The organism is Pseudomonas sp. PB103 (assembly GCF_009764635.1).
In the GTDB taxonomy this organism is placed as follows: domain Bacteria; phylum Pseudomonadota; class Gammaproteobacteria; order Pseudomonadales; family Pseudomonadaceae; genus Aquipseudomonas.
Map to the genome: position 1 here is coordinate 1 of NZ_RWIL01000088.1, position 15,177 is coordinate 15,177.

15 protein-coding genes are annotated in these 15,177 nt (G+C 58.0%); 8 read left to right on the forward strand and 7 right to left on the reverse strand.

The genetic code is table 11. The annotated features are described in order from the left end of the window. Positions 1–238: hypothetical protein (locus EJA70_RS30925; protein WP_218574209.1), on the forward strand; the 238-nt coding region annotated here is incomplete at its 5' end. A 37-nt stretch (positions 239–275) separates the two neighbouring features. Further along, positions 276–611: a DUF2834 domain-containing protein gene (locus tag EJA70_RS15800; protein WP_158831898.1), complete on the forward strand. Its 336-nt coding sequence runs from the start codon at positions 276–278 to the stop codon at positions 609–611. Positions 612–754: 143 nt separating this feature from the next. On the opposite strand, the gene EJA70_RS15805 is transcribed toward EJA70_RS15800, so the two are convergent. Together EJA70_RS15805 and EJA70_RS15810 are read right to left on the reverse strand one after the other, a co-directional pair. After that, on the reverse strand, positions 755–1,678 hold the full coding sequence (locus tag EJA70_RS15805) for a magnesium transporter CorA family protein (protein ID WP_158831900.1): 924 nt from the start codon (positions 1,676–1,678) through the stop codon (positions 755–757). Positions 1,679–1,685: 7 nt separating this feature from the next. After that, positions 1,686–3,260, reverse strand: coding sequence for a RimK family alpha-L-glutamate ligase (locus EJA70_RS15810; protein ID WP_008079134.1), 1,575 nt, complete (start codon positions 3,258–3,260; stop codon positions 1,686–1,688). Positions 3,261–3,352: 92 nt separating this feature from the next. Between EJA70_RS15810 and EJA70_RS15815 the strand changes: the two genes are divergently transcribed. Then, positions 3,353–4,453: a GNAT family N-acetyltransferase/peptidase C39 family protein gene (locus tag EJA70_RS15815; protein WP_158831902.1), complete on the forward strand. Its 1,101-nt coding sequence runs from the start codon at positions 3,353–3,355 to the stop codon at positions 4,451–4,453. Positions 4,454–4,560: 107 nt separating this feature from the next. Here EJA70_RS15815 and EJA70_RS15820 read toward each other — a convergent pair whose 3' ends face one another. Both EJA70_RS15820 and EJA70_RS15825 read right to left on the reverse strand, forming a co-directional pair. Beyond that, on the reverse strand, positions 4,561–5,706 hold the full coding sequence (locus EJA70_RS15820) for a PQQ-dependent sugar dehydrogenase (protein ID WP_158831904.1): 1,146 nt from the start codon (positions 5,704–5,706) through the stop codon (positions 4,561–4,563). A 52-nt stretch (positions 5,707–5,758) separates the two neighbouring features. Continuing rightward, the gene (locus tag EJA70_RS15825) at positions 5,759–6,100 is read right to left on the reverse strand and encodes a hypothetical protein (protein WP_158831906.1); all 342 of its coding nucleotides are present in this window, start codon (positions 6,098–6,100) and stop codon (positions 5,759–5,761) included. Positions 6,101–6,290: 190 nt separating this feature from the next. On the opposite strand from EJA70_RS15825, the gene EJA70_RS15830 reads away from it, so the two are divergent. Next, positions 6,291–7,145: a Ku protein gene (locus tag EJA70_RS15830; RefSeq protein ID WP_158831908.1), complete on the forward strand. Its 855-nt coding sequence runs from the start codon at positions 6,291–6,293 to the stop codon at positions 7,143–7,145. 304 nt (positions 7,146–7,449) lie between these two features. Here the strand turns inward: EJA70_RS15830 and lpxO are convergent, their stop codons facing one another. Further along, complete coding sequence (lpxO, locus tag EJA70_RS15835) at positions 7,450–8,349, reverse strand: lipid A hydroxylase LpxO (RefSeq protein ID WP_008079126.1); 900 nt, start codon at positions 8,347–8,349, stop codon at positions 7,450–7,452. A 382-nt stretch (positions 8,350–8,731) separates the two neighbouring features. On the opposite strand from lpxO, the gene EJA70_RS15840 reads away from it, so the two are divergent. Both EJA70_RS15840 and EJA70_RS15845 read left to right on the forward strand, forming a co-directional pair. Beyond that, the gene (locus tag EJA70_RS15840; protein ID WP_158831910.1) at positions 8,732–10,318 is read left to right on the forward strand and encodes an ABC-F family ATPase; all 1,587 of its coding nucleotides are present in this window, start codon (positions 8,732–8,734) and stop codon (positions 10,316–10,318) included. A gap of 209 nt (positions 10,319–10,527) precedes the next feature. Next, entirely contained in the window at positions 10,528–11,715 is a 1,188-nt protein-coding gene (locus tag EJA70_RS15845) for an MFS transporter (RefSeq protein WP_158831912.1), read from the forward strand. Between the two features lie 92 nt (positions 11,716–11,807). Here EJA70_RS15845 and EJA70_RS15850 read toward each other — a convergent pair whose 3' ends face one another. Both EJA70_RS15850 and EJA70_RS15855 read right to left on the reverse strand, forming a co-directional pair. Then, the gene (locus tag EJA70_RS15850) at positions 11,808–12,845 is read right to left on the reverse strand and encodes a hypothetical protein (protein ID WP_008079112.1); all 1,038 of its coding nucleotides are present in this window, start codon (positions 12,843–12,845) and stop codon (positions 11,808–11,810) included. 236 nt (positions 12,846–13,081) lie between these two features. Next, entirely contained in the window at positions 13,082–13,693 is a 612-nt protein-coding gene (locus EJA70_RS15855; RefSeq protein WP_008079110.1) for an FMN-dependent NADH-azoreductase, read from the reverse strand. Positions 13,694–13,821: 128 nt separating this feature from the next. On the opposite strand from EJA70_RS15855, the gene EJA70_RS15860 reads away from it, so the two are divergent. After that, on the forward strand, positions 13,822–14,730 hold the full coding sequence (locus tag EJA70_RS15860) for a LysR substrate-binding domain-containing protein (protein WP_158831914.1): 909 nt from the start codon (positions 13,822–13,824) through the stop codon (positions 14,728–14,730). Then, entirely contained in the window at positions 14,727–15,086 is a 360-nt protein-coding gene (locus EJA70_RS15865; protein ID WP_008078931.1) for an MmcQ/YjbR family DNA-binding protein, read from the forward strand. The genes EJA70_RS15860 and EJA70_RS15865 overlap by 4 nt, the downstream gene beginning before the upstream one ends. Positions 15,087–15,177 lie beyond the last annotated feature (91 nt).

The window sequence follows — 15,177 nt, forward strand, 5'->3', positions numbered from 1 at the left end:
AACATCAAAAGATCGCAGCCTGCGGCAGCTCCTACAGGGGGTGTTTTTTTACCTGGAGACAGAAAATGAAAACCCGCCTCTAGGGCGGGTTGGGTGCTGCAGTCGTGAGCTAGCCCGCCAAATGAGGAATGGCGGTAATAATGCTTGGCTGGCAACGCAGTACGGTGGAATTCATGTGCTGGAAATTAGCGCGGGCGTTGCGGGCAAGTCAATGGCCAATTTTGCCAGACGCTTGTAATCTGCCAACTCCACTCAGCCGTTCAAGGATCGAATGCATGATGTCCGTCGCCCTGCCCCTCACAGCGCTCCTCGCTTTTACCGGTTACACGGTGTCGGTGATGCTCCAGGCTGAACAGTCGCTGATCGACTTCGGCATCAGTCTGATGTCGCGGCCCGACACCGCGCAGGTGGTGATTGATCTTTATCTGCTGGCGACCTTGGCCGGGATATGGATGGTCAAGGATGCCAAATCGCGGGGACATTCGTCCTGGTCGGTGCTGCCCTACCTGTTGCTGACGGCGGTATTTGTGTCGATCGGGCCGTTGTTGTATTTGGTGGTGCGTGGGGTTCAGCAGCGGCGTAAAACGGTGGACGTAACGCAAGCGGGCTGATCAAAATCATGCAGAGCTTACGAAATAGCTATCGCTGGCAAGCCAGCTCCCACAAGGATTCAGGGTGTCCACGGGTGTTGTGACCTCCCGAATTTCTGTGGGAGCTGGCTTGCCAGCGATGGCGGTGGATGGAACAGCACAAATCACCTGGCCAACCGCCGCAACCCAAACAACATTCCCCCCGCCCCCAGCATCATCACCAGCAGAAACACCGGATAAGACACCCACCACGGCGTCCCGGCGGTCATCATGCTGAACTCCGACATACCGCCAATACTCGCAATCAGGTTCAGCGGCAAAAACACCACGTTGATCAACGTCAGCTTGCGCAGCAGATTGTTCATGCTGTTGTTCATCAGGTTGCCACGCGCGTCGATCAGCCCGGAAAACACCGTGGAATAGATTTCCGCCTGCTTGTAACACTGGTTGTTTTCGATGATCAGGTCGTCGATCAGCCCCAGCGCCTCGCCGCCAAAATGTTGCTTCTCGGCGTGGTTGCGCAGGCGCGTCAGTACCGCACCGTTACTGTGCAGCGCGTTGATGTAATAGATCAGGCTTTCGCTGAGGTTGAACATCTGCACCAGGTGCTGATTCTGCATCGACGCATTGAATTTCTGCTGCAATTCGCGGGCGACCAGTTTGATCACCTTCAAGTGGCCCAAGTAGTGATGGATGTTGTTGAACAGCAGGTCGAGCAAAACATCCAGCGGCGTGTTTAACGATTGACGGGTGCCGAGACCATGCAAAGGCGTGTCGTCAGTCGCAATCACCAGCAATTGCCCCGGCGCGAACAGCAAGCCACAGGACGACACTTCAAAGGCCAGGCTGCCGCCGCCGGAATAATTTTCTGGACGTTTCCAGATAAGGAACAAGTGATCCGGGTGAAACTCGATACGTGACACTTCGTCGGGGTCCAGCGCCGAAGCCAGTGCGTGTTCATCGACTTTGAAATGACTGTGCAGCAACTCGCGCTCGGCGGCGTCGGGGTTGCTGAACAGCATCACCTCGGCATCCAGTCGCTCGACCCGCTGCAAAGCGCCGTGGCTCAATGCAAAACTGTTGATCATCGGCGCGTCACCAGGCCTGTCCGCGACGTTTCAACTCCAGGCGCCGTACAAACTCCTCGAGTACCAGCGAATACAGATCGTCCTGCAAATAGGCGTCTTCGATGCCGGCATCGAGGTTCGGGTTGTCGTTGACCTCGATCACTACCACTTTGTCGCCGGCCTGTTTCAGGTCGACGCCGTAGAGGCCGTCGCCAATCAGATTGGCCGTCTTCACCGCCAACTCAACCACCGCACGCGGGGCTTCATGGACAGCGAGGGTGCGGCATTCGCCGTTGACGTCTTGCCCCTTGGCTTTGTGGTTGTAGATTTGCCAGTGGCCCTTGGACATGAAGTATTGGCAGGCGAAGATCGGCTTACGGTTGAGCACGCCGATGCGCCAGTCGTACTCGGTGTAGAAAAACTCTTGAGCCAGCAACAACACCGAGTGCTCAAACAGTTCGGCGGTCGCTTCAAGCAGCGCCTGCTGGCTTTCGACCTTGATCACCCCGCGCGAGAAACAGCCGTCGGGAATCTTCAGTACCAAGGGAAACCCCAGGCGCTCACCGACCCGTTCGAAGTCTTCAGGTCGCTCCTTGTAGAGGATTTCGGTGGCGGGCATGCCCAATTGATGGCTGTTGAGCAGGTCGGTCAGATAGACCTTGTTGGTACAACGCAGAATCGACGTCGGATCGTCCATGACCACCAGCCCCTCACTTTCGGCTTTCTTGGCGAAACGGTAGGTGTGGTTGTCGACGCTGGTGGTTTCGCGAATCAGCAAGCCATCGTACTCGGCGAGCCGCGCATAGTCCTTGCGCTCGATCAACTCGACATCGATGCCCATGGTCTTGCCGACGCGGATGAAGTTTTCCAGCGCTTTGCTGTTGGAGGGCGGCAACGCTTCCTGGGGATCGTGAAGAATGGCCAGGTCATACCGCGCCACTTGTGGCGAGCGCGGCACTCGCCAGACTTTACGACTGAAACCGTCGAGCGCGTGGGCGAACTGATCTTCCTGATCGTCGCGTAACTTGTGCAGCGCACCGGACTTAATGCCTTCGATGTGCCAACCGTTAGTTCGGCGAAACTCAACTAATAGTATCGGACAGGGAAACACTTCAAATAATTGTCGGGCCAGATCCTGCAAAGGTTCGATATGCGTTCGACCGAAATAAAGTGTCAAGGTGAAGCCCTCGGTATCGCTGTAAAGATTATGACTGAGGGCTTTTTCCAGGGTTTTATCAAGATCATCCAGCGCCAGTCCGTAGAGTGACTTTTTGGTCAGTTCACTGATCGTGCGCACGGACGGAATCACCTTGTGCCCGCGCGCTTCGGCCAGCAGCGAGCAGTAATAGCCGTGCCCCAGGTACTTGTAGCTGCGACACAGGTTGATCACCTGCACGCGCTTGCCCGCCTCGCTGTCACGGCTTTGCTCAAGGTATTGCTGTGCAGTGATGATGTCTTCGCTGGGAAAGTAGGAGGCCCAATCTTCCTTGCGCTCGACAATGATCAGCACTCGACTGGAGGCTCTGACTGCTGGATTTAAATAAGTTGCCGCCGGCAAACTTTGCTCGGATACTTCGCGCCAATGACCCTGTACCGCTGACATAGAGATTGATCCGTTGGAGAACAAGACCTTTTCTATTAAGCACGAAGTTTTTCGAAAGTCTCGTTTCGTTACGCAACTTTTACGGTGGTCATATGAGTACTGTTTTTCGTCCGGCATCAGTTGAAGACTTGCCCGCGCTGCTGGCATTGGAAGTGCAATGTTTCACCACGGACAGGCTGACCCGTCGCCGTTTCCAGTGGATGATTAATCGTGCCCACGGGCGATTGCTGGTGGCTGAGCACGACGGCCAGTTGCTCGGTTATGCGCTGGTGTTGTTTCATCGCGGCACATCGTTGGCGCGGCTCTATTCAATAGCCATTGCCACTGACGCGCGTGGGACCGGGCTGGGCAAGCGATTGCTGCAACGGATTGAGGCCTGCGCGCTGGAGCACGATTGCGCCTATCTGCGCCTGGAGGTGCGTACCGATAACCCCGCCGCGATAGCGTTGTACGAAGGCAATGGCTACCGGCGCTTCGCTTTGGTTCACGATTACTACGAAGACCACGCCGACGCCTTGCGGTTGGAGAAACGTATTCTCCAGCACCGTGATTCGCGCAGCATCAAAGTGCCCTATTACCGGCAAACCACCGATTTCACCTGCGGCCCGGCCTGTCTGTTGATGGCCATGGGCGCGCTGCACCCGGAGCGCTTGCTGGAACGACGCGAAGAACTACAAATCTGGCGCGAGGCAACCACGGTGTTCATGACTTCGGGCCATGGCGGATGCAGCCCGCAGGGTTTGGCGCTCGCGGCTTGGCGACGCGGGTTTCAGGTGAGTTTACAACTGAGCATGGCCGGACCTTTGTTTCTTGACGGTGTACGCGATACGCATAAAAAAGACGTCATGCGCTTGGTGCACGAGGAGTTCACCGCGCAGTTAGGAGAGACGGATGTCGAGACGCTGATCGCTGCACCACTGGATTTGCCGGCCATGCTGGATGCCGGTGGGCAACCGCTGGTGTTGATCAGCAGCTATCGGCTGACACGCTCCAAATCACCGCACTGGGTGATGGTCACCGACTGTGATGCGGATTTTGTCTATCTGCATGACCCAGACGTTGATCACAGCCAGCACCGACAGCCGATGGACTGCCAGCATGTGCCGGTCAGCCATGGCGAATTCGACAAAATGTGCCGCTTTGGCCGAGGAAAATTGCGCGCTGCCGTCACACTGTTTTCCCGCAACGCTTAGCACCCTGTGGCGAGGGGATATATCCCCGATAAGCCGCGCAGCGGCCTACTAAAGCGGGGATTGCTGCGCAATCCATCGGGGATAAATCCCCTCGCCACAGGAGCTGGTTATTTCAGGCCGACTTTGTACAGCGAACCCTTGGCCTCGTCCGTCAGCACATAGAGGTAGCCATCCGGGCCCTGCCGCACATCACGGATCCGCTGCTTGAGTTCACCGAGCAAACGTTCCTCATGCACCACTTTGTCGCCATCGAACTGCAAGCGGATCAATTCCTGCGTCACCAATGCGCCGACAAACGCGTTGTGTTGCCACGGTTTGAAGCGATCGCCGTCATAGAACGCCATGCCCGAGACGCCCGGTGATTTCTCCCACACATGGTGCGGTGCAACTGTGCCTTCAGCCGTTTTGCCCTGCGCTTCCGGAATCGGTTGCATCGAATAGTTGATGCCGTGCGTTGCCAGTGGCCAGCCGTAGTTCTTGCCGCGCTCGATGATATTCACCTCGTCGCCACCCCGCGGGCCGTGCTCGTTTTCCCAGAGCGTGCCATTCCAGGGATTGAGCGCTGCACCCTGCGGGTTGCGAATGCCGTAGGCCCAGATTTCCGGACGTACGCCGGACTGGCCGACAAAAGGATTGTCGTCCGGCACCTTGCCGTCCGGGTAGATCCGCACGATTTTGCCTTGCAGTTTGTCGAGATCCTGCGCCGTCGGGCGGTCGTTGTTTTCACCCAGGGTAATGAACAGATAGCCGTCCCGGTCGAACACCAGACGCGAGCCGAAGTGATTGCCGACCGATAACTTCGGTTCCTGACGGAAGATCACCTTGAAATCCTTGAGTGTCGTCAGGTCATCCGACAATCGCCCACGCCCCACCGCCGTGCCGGCCTTGTCACCCGCACCGCCACCCTCAGCGTACGACAGGTAAATCAGGCGATCCTGCTTGAAGTCCGGCGACAGCACCACATCGAGCAAGCCACCCTGCCCTTTGGCCCAGACCTTCGGCACGCCATTGATGGGCGCCGACAGTTTGCCGTCAGACCCGACCACCCGCAGGTTACCCGGCCGTTCCGTCACCAGCATGCCTTGGCGATCGGGCAGAAAGGCCAGCGACCAGGGATGTTCAAGCCCTTGGGTGATCGTCGTGACTTCGAGGGTGCCTTGTTCGCTTTGCAGCTCTTTGGGGGCGGCGGCGAATGCCGGGGCACTGATCAGCGCACCGGCGCAGAGACTGGCTAGAAGGGTTTTACGCAACATGCACGATTCCTTTTGTTCGTTTCAAAGACAGGCAGAACCTCAGTCCTGGCGTTCATCGGTTGCTGTCGCTGCTCCGTGAAGGTGGATTGGGAATAAAGGTGGGGGGTGTACTCGGTACCGAGCGAATCGGTTGGCCATTACCGATGCCACGGTTCTCGACGGTGGGCTGGCGCGGCATGGGCATCGTATTGGGGCCGCGCACGGGCGGCGTGCTCGGCTGGGTGCCTTGCATACTGTTGGGGTTGGCCCGGCGAATCGGGCTGTTGTAGGGGTTATTGCTGTTACCTGTGGGACTCTGGGCGAGCAACTGCGCAGAAGCAGGCTGGATGACGTCCGCCTGAGCCCAACCCGCGCCGAGGGCGAGAACAGCGAGGACAAGCAGAATTCGGTTCATGGAGCGGCCTCTCGATGCGCGGGGAATAGAGCCTTCGAGTCCACGCTACGCGCAGGGTTCGGATTTGTTAAGTCACAGGCGTTAAACAACATGTAACACGACTTGACCAAGCTGCCGCGAGCCAACGCAATCAGCGGAAACTTTCGCGCGTCATGGCGGGTCATCCGATCATCACTCGGAGAACACCACGATGGCTCGGGCAATCTGGAAAGGCGCGATCAGTTTCGGACTGGTACACATCCCCGTCGCACTGGTGTCGGCGACGTCGTCCCATGGCGTGGATTTCGATTGGCTCGACAGCCGCAGCATGGACCCGGTGGGCTATAAACGCGTAAACAAGGTGACCGGCAAGGAGGTCACCAAAGAGCACATCGTCAAAGGTGTGGCGTACGAAAAGGGTCGCTATGTGGTGCTCAGCGAAGAGGAAATTCGCTCGGCACACCCTGTTTCAACGCAGACCATCGACATCTTTTCCTTTGTCGACGCCGATCAGATCCCCCTGCAAAACATCGACACGCCGTATTACCTGGCGCCCGACAAGCGCGGCGGCAAGGTTTACGCGCTGTTGCGTGAAACATTGAGCAAAACCAACAAGGTCGCCCTCGCCCGCGTGGTGCTGCATACCCGGCAGTATCTGGCGGCGTTGATGCCGCTGGAGTCGGCGCTGGTGCTGGTGAAGCTGCGCTGGCCGCAGGAAGTTCGCGGCCTGGATGAGCTGGATTTAGGCACCGAAGTGACCAAGCCACAGTTGGCCAAGGGTGAACTGGACATGGCCAAACGTCTGGTGCAGGACATGAGCGGCGACTGGAAACCCGAAGATTACAACGACGAGTTTGAAGACAAGATCATGGCGCTGGTGGAGAAAAAGGCCCATGAAGGCAAGATCGAGGATGTCGAAACGGTGGGTGGCGAGGAAGAGCGCAAATCGGCTGATGTCATCGATTTGACCGAACTGCTCAAGCGCAGCCTGGGCGGGAAAGCGGCGGCGAAACCAAAGGCCAAGGCGGCTCCAGCGAAGAGAACGAAGAAAGCGTCAGGCAACTGACAGCTTGTCTGTGCAAGAGTGATGTTCAATGTAGGAGCTGCGGCACGCTGCGATCATTTGATTCTGATCTTCACAACAGATCAAAAGATCGCAGCCTCGTTTCACTCGTCAGCTCCTACAGATGCCTTGAGCAATCCTGTAGGAGCTGCGGCACGCTGCGATCTTTTGATTCTGATCTTCACAACAGATCAAAAGATCGCAGCCTCGTTTCACTCGTCAGCTCCTACAGATGCCTTGAGCAATCCTGTAGGAGCTGCGGCACGCTGCGATCTTTTGATCTTGATCTTCACATCAGGTCGAGGAATCAGATAAGGATGAAGATCGCCAGCAAGCTACCGAAGATCGCCCACTTTTCCATGTAATACAGCTTGCGATTGCGCTTTTTCAGCTCTTTGCCACGCAAGCGGATCTTGTAGATTTTGGTAAACAAACGGTTGATCCCACCCGTGCGGTCCCCGGCATCGTTCGGCGCACCTGCCGCTGACATCACGGTACGGCTGAACCAAGCGTTAAACGCCGCCGCCCAGCGGTACTTCATCGGACGTTCGATGTCGCAGAACAGGATGATCCGGTTCTTGTCGGTGGTGTTTTCCGCGTAATGGATAAACGTCTCGTCAAACATCACCGCTTCACCGTCGCGCCAGTGATAGTTCTCACCGTCGACATTGATGTAGCAGCCTTCATCGTTCGGTGTTTCCAGACCCAGGTGATACCGATAGGAACCGGCGTACGGGTCACGGTGACGAACCAGTTTCGAACCCGGCGGCAATTCGGCGAACATCGCCGCTTTGATCGAGCCGATGCTTTGCACCAGTTCAGTGGTGCGCGGGCACAGTTTCATCGCCGACGGATGGCTGTCGCCGTACCACTTCAGGTAGAAGCGCTTCCAACCCGTTTTAAAAAACGAATTGAAACCGACATCGTCGTATTGGTTGGAGCGTTTGATCTCCCCGGCACGCAACAAATTCTGGCCTTCTTCGCGGATCTCCTGCCAATGTGCCTGCAACGGGCTCAAATCAGGAAAGTCAGCCGGATCGAGGTAAGGTTTGTTCGGCTTTTTCGAGAACAGGTACAGAAAGCAGTTGATCGGCGCCAGAAACGTCGAGTGATCGCTCAGTTGCCGGCCCAGTTTGTGGCGCACACGGCCACGAAGATGAACGTATGCAATGGAAATGACATAAATAGCAGCAATGATGAGTTTCACGGAAATCGTCACACGTCAGAAGTGAACAAACTGCGCGCCTGATGGCCCAAGGCCTGGCGTCTTATGCAGAGGTCTGAATACAAATGGCACGTCCTTGAGCCCACGCGGTTGAAGGCGCTGGGTGATATGCATGGCATTTTAGCCACACTTTGTAACCGATAGTGAACCCTCATCTGTGAAAAACTGTCCCGTGATTGCGCCAATCGGCGTCCGCGGCGTCTTCGCCCTATCGTTTAAAGAGCCAGACCAGTACAATCGCCGCCAAACTTTACGCGCCCCCCCTTGGTTGATGACGGGAACCTCCCCGCTTCAGCGCACTTTGACTCGGGCCAAGCGCTCCAGCCGCACCCTCGCTACTCAGAATGCTTCGCAGGAAAAACTCTTGATCTCTACAGCTAACATCACGATGCAGTTCGGCGCCAAGCCGCTCTTCGAAAACGTTTCGGTCAAATTCGGCGCGGGTAACCGCTATGGCCTGATCGGCGCCAACGGTTGCGGCAAGTCGACCTTCATGAAAATCCTCGGTGGCGACCTCGATCCTTCCGCCGGCCAGGTCATGCTCGAGCCGAACGTGCGTCTGGGTAAATTGCGCCAGGATCAGTTCGCCTACGAAGAATTCACCGTGATCGATACCGTGATCATGGGCCACGAAGAGCTGTGGAAGGTCAAGGCCGAGCGCGATCGCATCTACTCGCTGCCGGAAATGTCTGAAGAAGACGGCATGGCCGTGGCCGAGCTGGAAACCGAATTCGCCGAGATGGACGGCTACACCGCCGAGTCGCGTGCCGGTGAGCTGTTGCTGGGGCTGGGTATCGGCATCGAGCAACACTTTGGCCCGATGAGCGAAGTCTCGCCAGGCTGGAAACTGCGCGTGTTGCTGGCGCAGGCACTGTTTTCCGATCCAGAAGTGCTGTTGCTCGACGAACCGACCAACCACCTGGACATCAACACCATTCGCTGGCTGGAAAACATCCTGACCCAGCGTAACAGCCTGATGATCATCATCTCTCACGACCGTCACTTCCTGAACAGCGTGTGCACGCACATGGCCGACCTGGATTACGGCGAGCTGCGCCTGTTCCCGGGCAATTACGACGAGTACATGACCGTGGCGACCCAGTCCCGCGAGCAACTGCTGTCGGACAACGCCAAGAAGAAAGCGCAGATTACCGAACTGCAATCGTTCGTCAGCCGCTTCTCGGCCAACGCCTCGAAAGCCAAGCAAGCCACCTCGCGTGCCAAGGCGATCGACAAGATTCAGCTGGCCGAGGTCAAGCCTTCGAGCCGCGTCAGCCCGTTCATCCGCTTCGATCAGAACAAGAAGCTGCACCGTCAGGCTGTCATGGTTGAAAAGATGGCCAAAGGTTTCGACGGCAAGCCGTTGTTCAAGGATTTCAGCTTCCAGGTTGAAGCCGGCGAGCGCGTAGCAATCATCGGCCCGAACGGTATCGGCAAGACCACCCTGCTGCGCACCCTGGTCAACGAACTGACCCCGGATGCCGGTAGTATCAAGTGGACCGACGCCGCTGAACTGGGCTACTACGCTCAGGATCACGCACACGACTTCGAAGACGACGTCACCCTGTTCGACTGGATGGGTCAGTGGACTCAAGGCGAGCAGATGATTCGCGGTACTTTGGGCCGCATGCTGTTCTCCAACGACGAGATCCTCAAGTCGGTCAAAGTGATTTCCGGTGGTGAGCAAGGTCGCATGCTGTTCGGCAAGTTGATCCTGCAAAAGCCGAACGTGCTGATCATGGACGAACCGACCAACCACTTGGACATGGAATCGATCGAGGCGCTGAACCTGGCGCTGGAAAACTACCCGGGCACGCTGATCTTCGTCAGCCACGACCGTGAGTTCGTATCGTCCCTGGCCACGCGCATCATCGAGCTGAGCCCGGATGGCGTGACCGACTTCAGCGGCACCTACGATGACTACCTGCGTAGCCAGGGCGTCGTGTTCTAAAACGCCGCTGCAATCTGAAAAGCCCTGTCCATGTGACGGGGCTTTTTGGTTTTGAAGATCAACAGATCGCAGCCTTCGGCAGCTCCTACATGGGGCCTACTGTCGGAGTTGGCGAAGGCTGCGATGTTTTGATCGTTAGCCTGCTTTCTTTTATATATCGCTCAAGCCATGATGCGAACTCTCCCACCGCCGCCCGCGAACGAGTCCTCATGTCTGCGCAGCAACAGCCACCGCAAAGCTCCATGGCGATCAACCTGCAGATCGTCTCCATCGTTTTCTACACCTTTATTGCCTTCCTCTGCATCGGTTTACCGATCGCGGTGTTGCCGGGTTATGTGCACGAGCAATTGGGCTTCAGCGCAATCATCGCCGGGCTGGTGATCGGCTCGCAATACCTCGCCACCCTGCTCAGTCGGCCGATGGCCGGGCGCATGTCGGACACCATTGGCACCAAACGGGCGATCATTTATGGCTTATGGGGCATTGTGCTCAGTGGCGCGCTGACGCTGGTATCGACGTTGCTGCAAGGCTTGCCGCTGACCAGCTTGCTGATATTGATTGCCGGACGCTTGTTGCTCGGTATCGCCCAAGGCTTGATCGGCGTCGGCACGATCAGTTGGTGCATGGGCCAGGTCGGTGTCGAACACACTGCGAAGTCGATTGGCTGGAACGGCATCGCCTCTTACGGGGCGATTGCCATCGGCGCACCGCTGGGTGTGGTGATGGTGGCCGACTACGGTTTTACCAGCCTCGGTATTGCGCTGTCGGTACTGGCGGCGGGCGCGCTGCTGCTGATTCGCAACAAACCGTCGGTGCCGGTGATTCGTGGCGAACGGCTGCCGTTTTGGGCAGTGTTCGGCAGGATCGCACCGTTTGGCGCCAGTCTGACCCTGGCCTCGATCGGTTACGGCACGCTGACCACCTTCATCACCCTCTATTACCTCAATCGTGGCTGGAGCGGTGCGGCTTACTGCCTGACCGTGTTTGGCGTGTGCTTCATCCTGTCGCGACTGCTGTTCATTTCCGCGATCAGCCGCTTTGGTGGTTTCCGCTCGGCCATCGCCTGCATGAGCATTGAAACGGTCGGGTTGGTGATGCTGTGGCTGGCGCCGTCCACGGCTTTCGCCTTGATCGGTGCGGGGATGGCCGGGTTTGGCCTGTCGCTGGTGTATCCGGCGTTGGGGGTCGAGGCGATCAAGCAGGTGCCGAGTTCCAGCCGTGGCTCGGGACTGGGGGCGTATGCGGTGTTCTTCGATCTGGCGCTGGCGATTGCCGGGCCGCTGATGGGCGCGGTGGCGTTGAACCTGGGGTATTCGTGGATATTCTTCAGTGCGGCGTTGTTGTCAGTGATCGGGCTGGGGCTGACGTTGCTGCTGATGCGTCGGGCCACGAACTGAAAAGCAAAGTCAAAAGATCGCAGCCTTCGGCAGCTCCTACATGGGCATAGCGCAGATCATGTAGGAGCTGCCGAAGGATGCGATCTTTTGATCTATTGATCGGCAGTCTGCATGCCGGCGCGTGTCGCTTGGCCCAGCGCATGGGAGAAGAAACGTCCAGCCTCGGAGATGAGGTTGCGGTGAATGTCCTCGCGGTCGACACCGTCGGCGTCGGTACACAGCGCCGGCATGGCGCGGATCTGCTCTTCATTGCACGGCGCCATGAACACAAAGTGCCCTGCCCCGGCCAGCAATTTGAAGTCCGGCGCGGTTGGCAGCTTGCGCGCCAGTGCTGCCGCGTTTTTGTCGAACGCGACGAGTTTGTCGCCATCGCCACTGTAGAGCAGCACTGGCACATGCACGTCGGCCAGGGTGTGGCGGCCGAATTTCAGGCTCAGCGGCGCCATCAGCAGTAACGCATGCACGCGCGGATCGGCCACCGGTTGCAAATCATCGCGATCAACGATGAGTTCGCCCTGGGTGTTGCAGGCGTCACGGTCATCCGGGCGTTCCTGGCAATAACGCCGCAGACGATCCAGGTCCGGCTGCGCGCCTGACAGAATCAACGCGGTCTCGCCGCCCGCGGAATAACCGATCACGCCGACCTGTTCGGGGTTAACATACGGCGCCAACATGCGGTCGCCAAGGGTTGCGGTGATGGCTTCGGAAATCTGGATCGGCCGCCCGTACAGATTGCTCAAGGTGCCGAGCCGACTGTGATCCTTGGAATTGTCGCCGGGATGAATCACCGCGACCACGACGAAGCCTTTGCGGGCCAGCGATGTGGCGAGGTCGTGCAACGCCAGTGGTGTGCCGGTGTTGCCGTGCGAGAGCATCAGCATCGGAAAGCGGCCGATCGCGACCTTGGTGTCCTCGCCGGCCTCGACGGAATAGCCTTCGAGCAGGCTCATGTGCTCGCGATCACTTGAGGGATAGAACGCGATGGCGCGCATCGGCTGCAGGTCCAGCGGATCGAGGAACGTCATCTCGTGGTAGCCGACGCTCCAGACAGGATGTCGCCCCGGCGCAGCTTGCACTGAATTCAGGCTGCCGATCAGGCAAATCAGTAACGTTGCACAAAGACGCATCATCGGATGCCCCACCCTGTTGTTACTCAATCGAAAGATCCATTGCGTTGCGGGCCAGAAACGCCGGGGATTCGGCGCTGCGGTACGACAATGCATTCAGACGCTGATCGTTTGACTGCATAACCCGGGCCAGATTATGTAACAGTCAGAAACAAAAAACTCCGTATTCGGCCCTTGCAGAACCAGAATACAGAGTTTTTTCGGTGTTACCTGAACCTCAGCTGTTCTTTACGCAAGCCTTACGCGGCGGCGAACAGTTGCTCGCTGATCTTCGCTTGGGCTGCAGTCATGGCGTTGTTACGGACTTCGTCGCCGTACGCCAGGCCTTCGGCACGGACGATTTCAATGTCGGTGATGCCGAGGAAGCCCAGAACCAGCTTCAAGTATTCTTCGTGGGCGATGCCGCTGGCCTGACCGGCGTGGATGCCGCCAGCCGTGGAGACGATCACCACTTTTTTGCCGCCGCACAGCCCTTCGGGGCCGGCTTCGGTGTAACGGAAGGTCTGACCGGCGACGGCAACGCGATCGATCCACGCCTTGAGTTGGGTCGGCACAGTGAAGTTGTACATCGGTGCAGCAATGACCACGGCGTCGGCAGCGATGAACTCGGCCAGGGTCGAAGCGCTCAGTTCGGCTTCGTGCTGCTGTGCGGCGTTGCGCAGTTCAGCAGTGGTGCCGGCCGCCACCAGAGTGGTCGACGAGAAGTGGCTGATGGCGTCGGCTGCCAGGTCGCGGTAAGTCACGACAGCGCTTGGCTCGGCGACTTGCCAGGCTTTGACGACTTCGCTGCTCAACTGACGGGAAGCCGAGTTGTCGCCCAGAATGCTCGAATCGATATGCAGCAGTTTCATGTGGAATCTCCTGGAATGAATCGCCGGTGGCGACGGAATGGAGACAATCCTACGCAAGAAACCAATGGATGATTAGCCGCCTTAAATGCGATAGTTTGTCCCATTGATAGAACAGTCGGAATTCAGCCATGCAAGACCTCAACGATCTCTACTATTTCGCCAAAGTCGTCGAGGCCGGCGGATTCGCGGCGGCCGGGCGTTTGCTCGGCATTCCCAAATCGCGGCTGTCACGGCGCATCGCCGAACTGGAAGAACGCCTCGGCGCGCGTTTGCTGCAGCGCACCACGCGCCAACTCAACCTCACGGCGGTCGGTGAGCGTTACTTGCGTCACTGTCAGGCGATGTTGCTGGAAGCGGAAATGGCCGATGAGGCGGTGGCGAGCATGTCGAGCGAGCCGCGTGGACGCTTGCGGGTGTCCTGCCCGACCGGTCTGGCGCGCGAGATGCTGCCATGGGTGATCAGCGAATTCCTCGGTAAATTCCCCCAGGTGCAGCTGGAAGTTGTATTGCTCAACCGCCGCGTCGATCTGGTCGGCGAAGGCTTTGATGTGGCCCTGCGCGTGCGCGAACACGGTGATGAGGACCCTTTGCTGGTCACCCGGCGCTTGCGCCAGGCGCAAATGGTTGTGGTGGCCAGTCCGGCGTTTATTCAGGGGCAATCGATCAACCATCCGCAAGATTTGCGCACGCTGCCGGTGCTTGGCGCTTTGGAAGCGGATCGTCTGGTTCATGTGCGCCTGCTGGACCAGCAGGGCAACAGTTTCGAGTTGAACATGGAAGCCCGGCTGGGTATCGATGACTTTATTGTGCGCAAAGCCTGCGTGCTGGCCGGCCAGGGTTTCACGTTGCTGCCGATGATGTACTGCGAAGAAGAACTGCAAAACGGCACACTGCTGCAACTGCTGCCAGAGTGGTCGTTGCCCGGTGGCTGGCTGCAAGCGGTGTACCCGCATCGGCGCGGGGTGATGCCGGCGGTGCGCGCGTGGATCGATCACCTGGTCGAATCGTTCAATGCCTGTGGGGAGCGGTTGTTATGAAAAAGGGAAGGATGAGCGAAGCGGACGTCGCCGAATTTTGCCTGGCGTTGCCGGGCGCGCGCGAGGATTACAAATGGGGCGGCGTACGGGTGTTTTCGATTGCCGGCAACAAGATGTTTGCCTTGCAGGGGCTGCGCGGTGATTCGCTGGCGTTCAAGGTCGACAAGGATCTGTTTCTCGGCCATTGCGACCGCCCCGGCATTCACCCGGCGCCGTATCTGGCGCGCGCGCAGTGGATCATCATGCACCCGCCCTACCCGCTGGGTGCCGAGGAATTGCGCGGATTGTTACAGCGCTCGCACCAGTTGGTGGTAAGCAAACTGCCGAAAAAAACCCAAATCGGTTTACTGCTGTAACCCCGATCCTTTGTAGGAGCTGCCGGAGGCTCGGGCCGCGATCGGACGATCTTTTGACTTTGATCTTTTAAAAATCAGAATCAAAAGATCG

Excerpts from the sequence above, each read along its gene's own strand:
- EJA70_RS15800 (WP_158831898.1), top strand. The coding sequence starts at position 276 with ATGATGTCCGTCGCCCTGCCCCTCACAGCGCTCCTCGCTTTTACCGGT.
- EJA70_RS15805 (WP_158831900.1), bottom strand. The coding sequence starts at position 1,678 with ATGATCAACAGTTTTGCATTGAGCCACGGCGCTTTGCAGCGGGTCGAG.
- EJA70_RS15810 (WP_008079134.1), bottom strand. The coding sequence starts at position 3,260 with ATGTCAGCGGTACAGGGTCATTGGCGCGAAGTATCCGAGCAAAGTTTG.
- EJA70_RS15815 (WP_158831902.1), top strand. The coding sequence starts at position 3,353 with ATGAGTACTGTTTTTCGTCCGGCATCAGTTGAAGACTTGCCCGCGCTG.
- EJA70_RS15820 (WP_158831904.1), bottom strand. The coding sequence starts at position 5,706 with ATGTTGCGTAAAACCCTTCTAGCCAGTCTCTGCGCCGGTGCGCTGATC.
- EJA70_RS15825 (WP_158831906.1), bottom strand. The coding sequence starts at position 6,100 with ATGAACCGAATTCTGCTTGTCCTCGCTGTTCTCGCCCTCGGCGCGGGT.
- EJA70_RS15830 (WP_158831908.1), top strand. The coding sequence starts at position 6,291 with ATGGCTCGGGCAATCTGGAAAGGCGCGATCAGTTTCGGACTGGTACAC.
- EJA70_RS15845 (WP_158831912.1), top strand. The coding sequence starts at position 10,528 with ATGTCTGCGCAGCAACAGCCACCGCAAAGCTCCATGGCGATCAACCTG.
- EJA70_RS15850 (WP_008079112.1), bottom strand. The coding sequence starts at position 12,845 with ATGATGCGTCTTTGTGCAACGTTACTGATTTGCCTGATCGGCAGCCTG.
- EJA70_RS15855 (WP_008079110.1), bottom strand. The coding sequence starts at position 13,693 with ATGAAACTGCTGCATATCGATTCGAGCATTCTGGGCGACAACTCGGCT.
- EJA70_RS15860 (WP_158831914.1), top strand. The coding sequence starts at position 13,822 with ATGCAAGACCTCAACGATCTCTACTATTTCGCCAAAGTCGTCGAGGCC.
- EJA70_RS15865 (WP_008078931.1), top strand. The coding sequence starts at position 14,727 with ATGAAAAAGGGAAGGATGAGCGAAGCGGACGTCGCCGAATTTTGCCTG.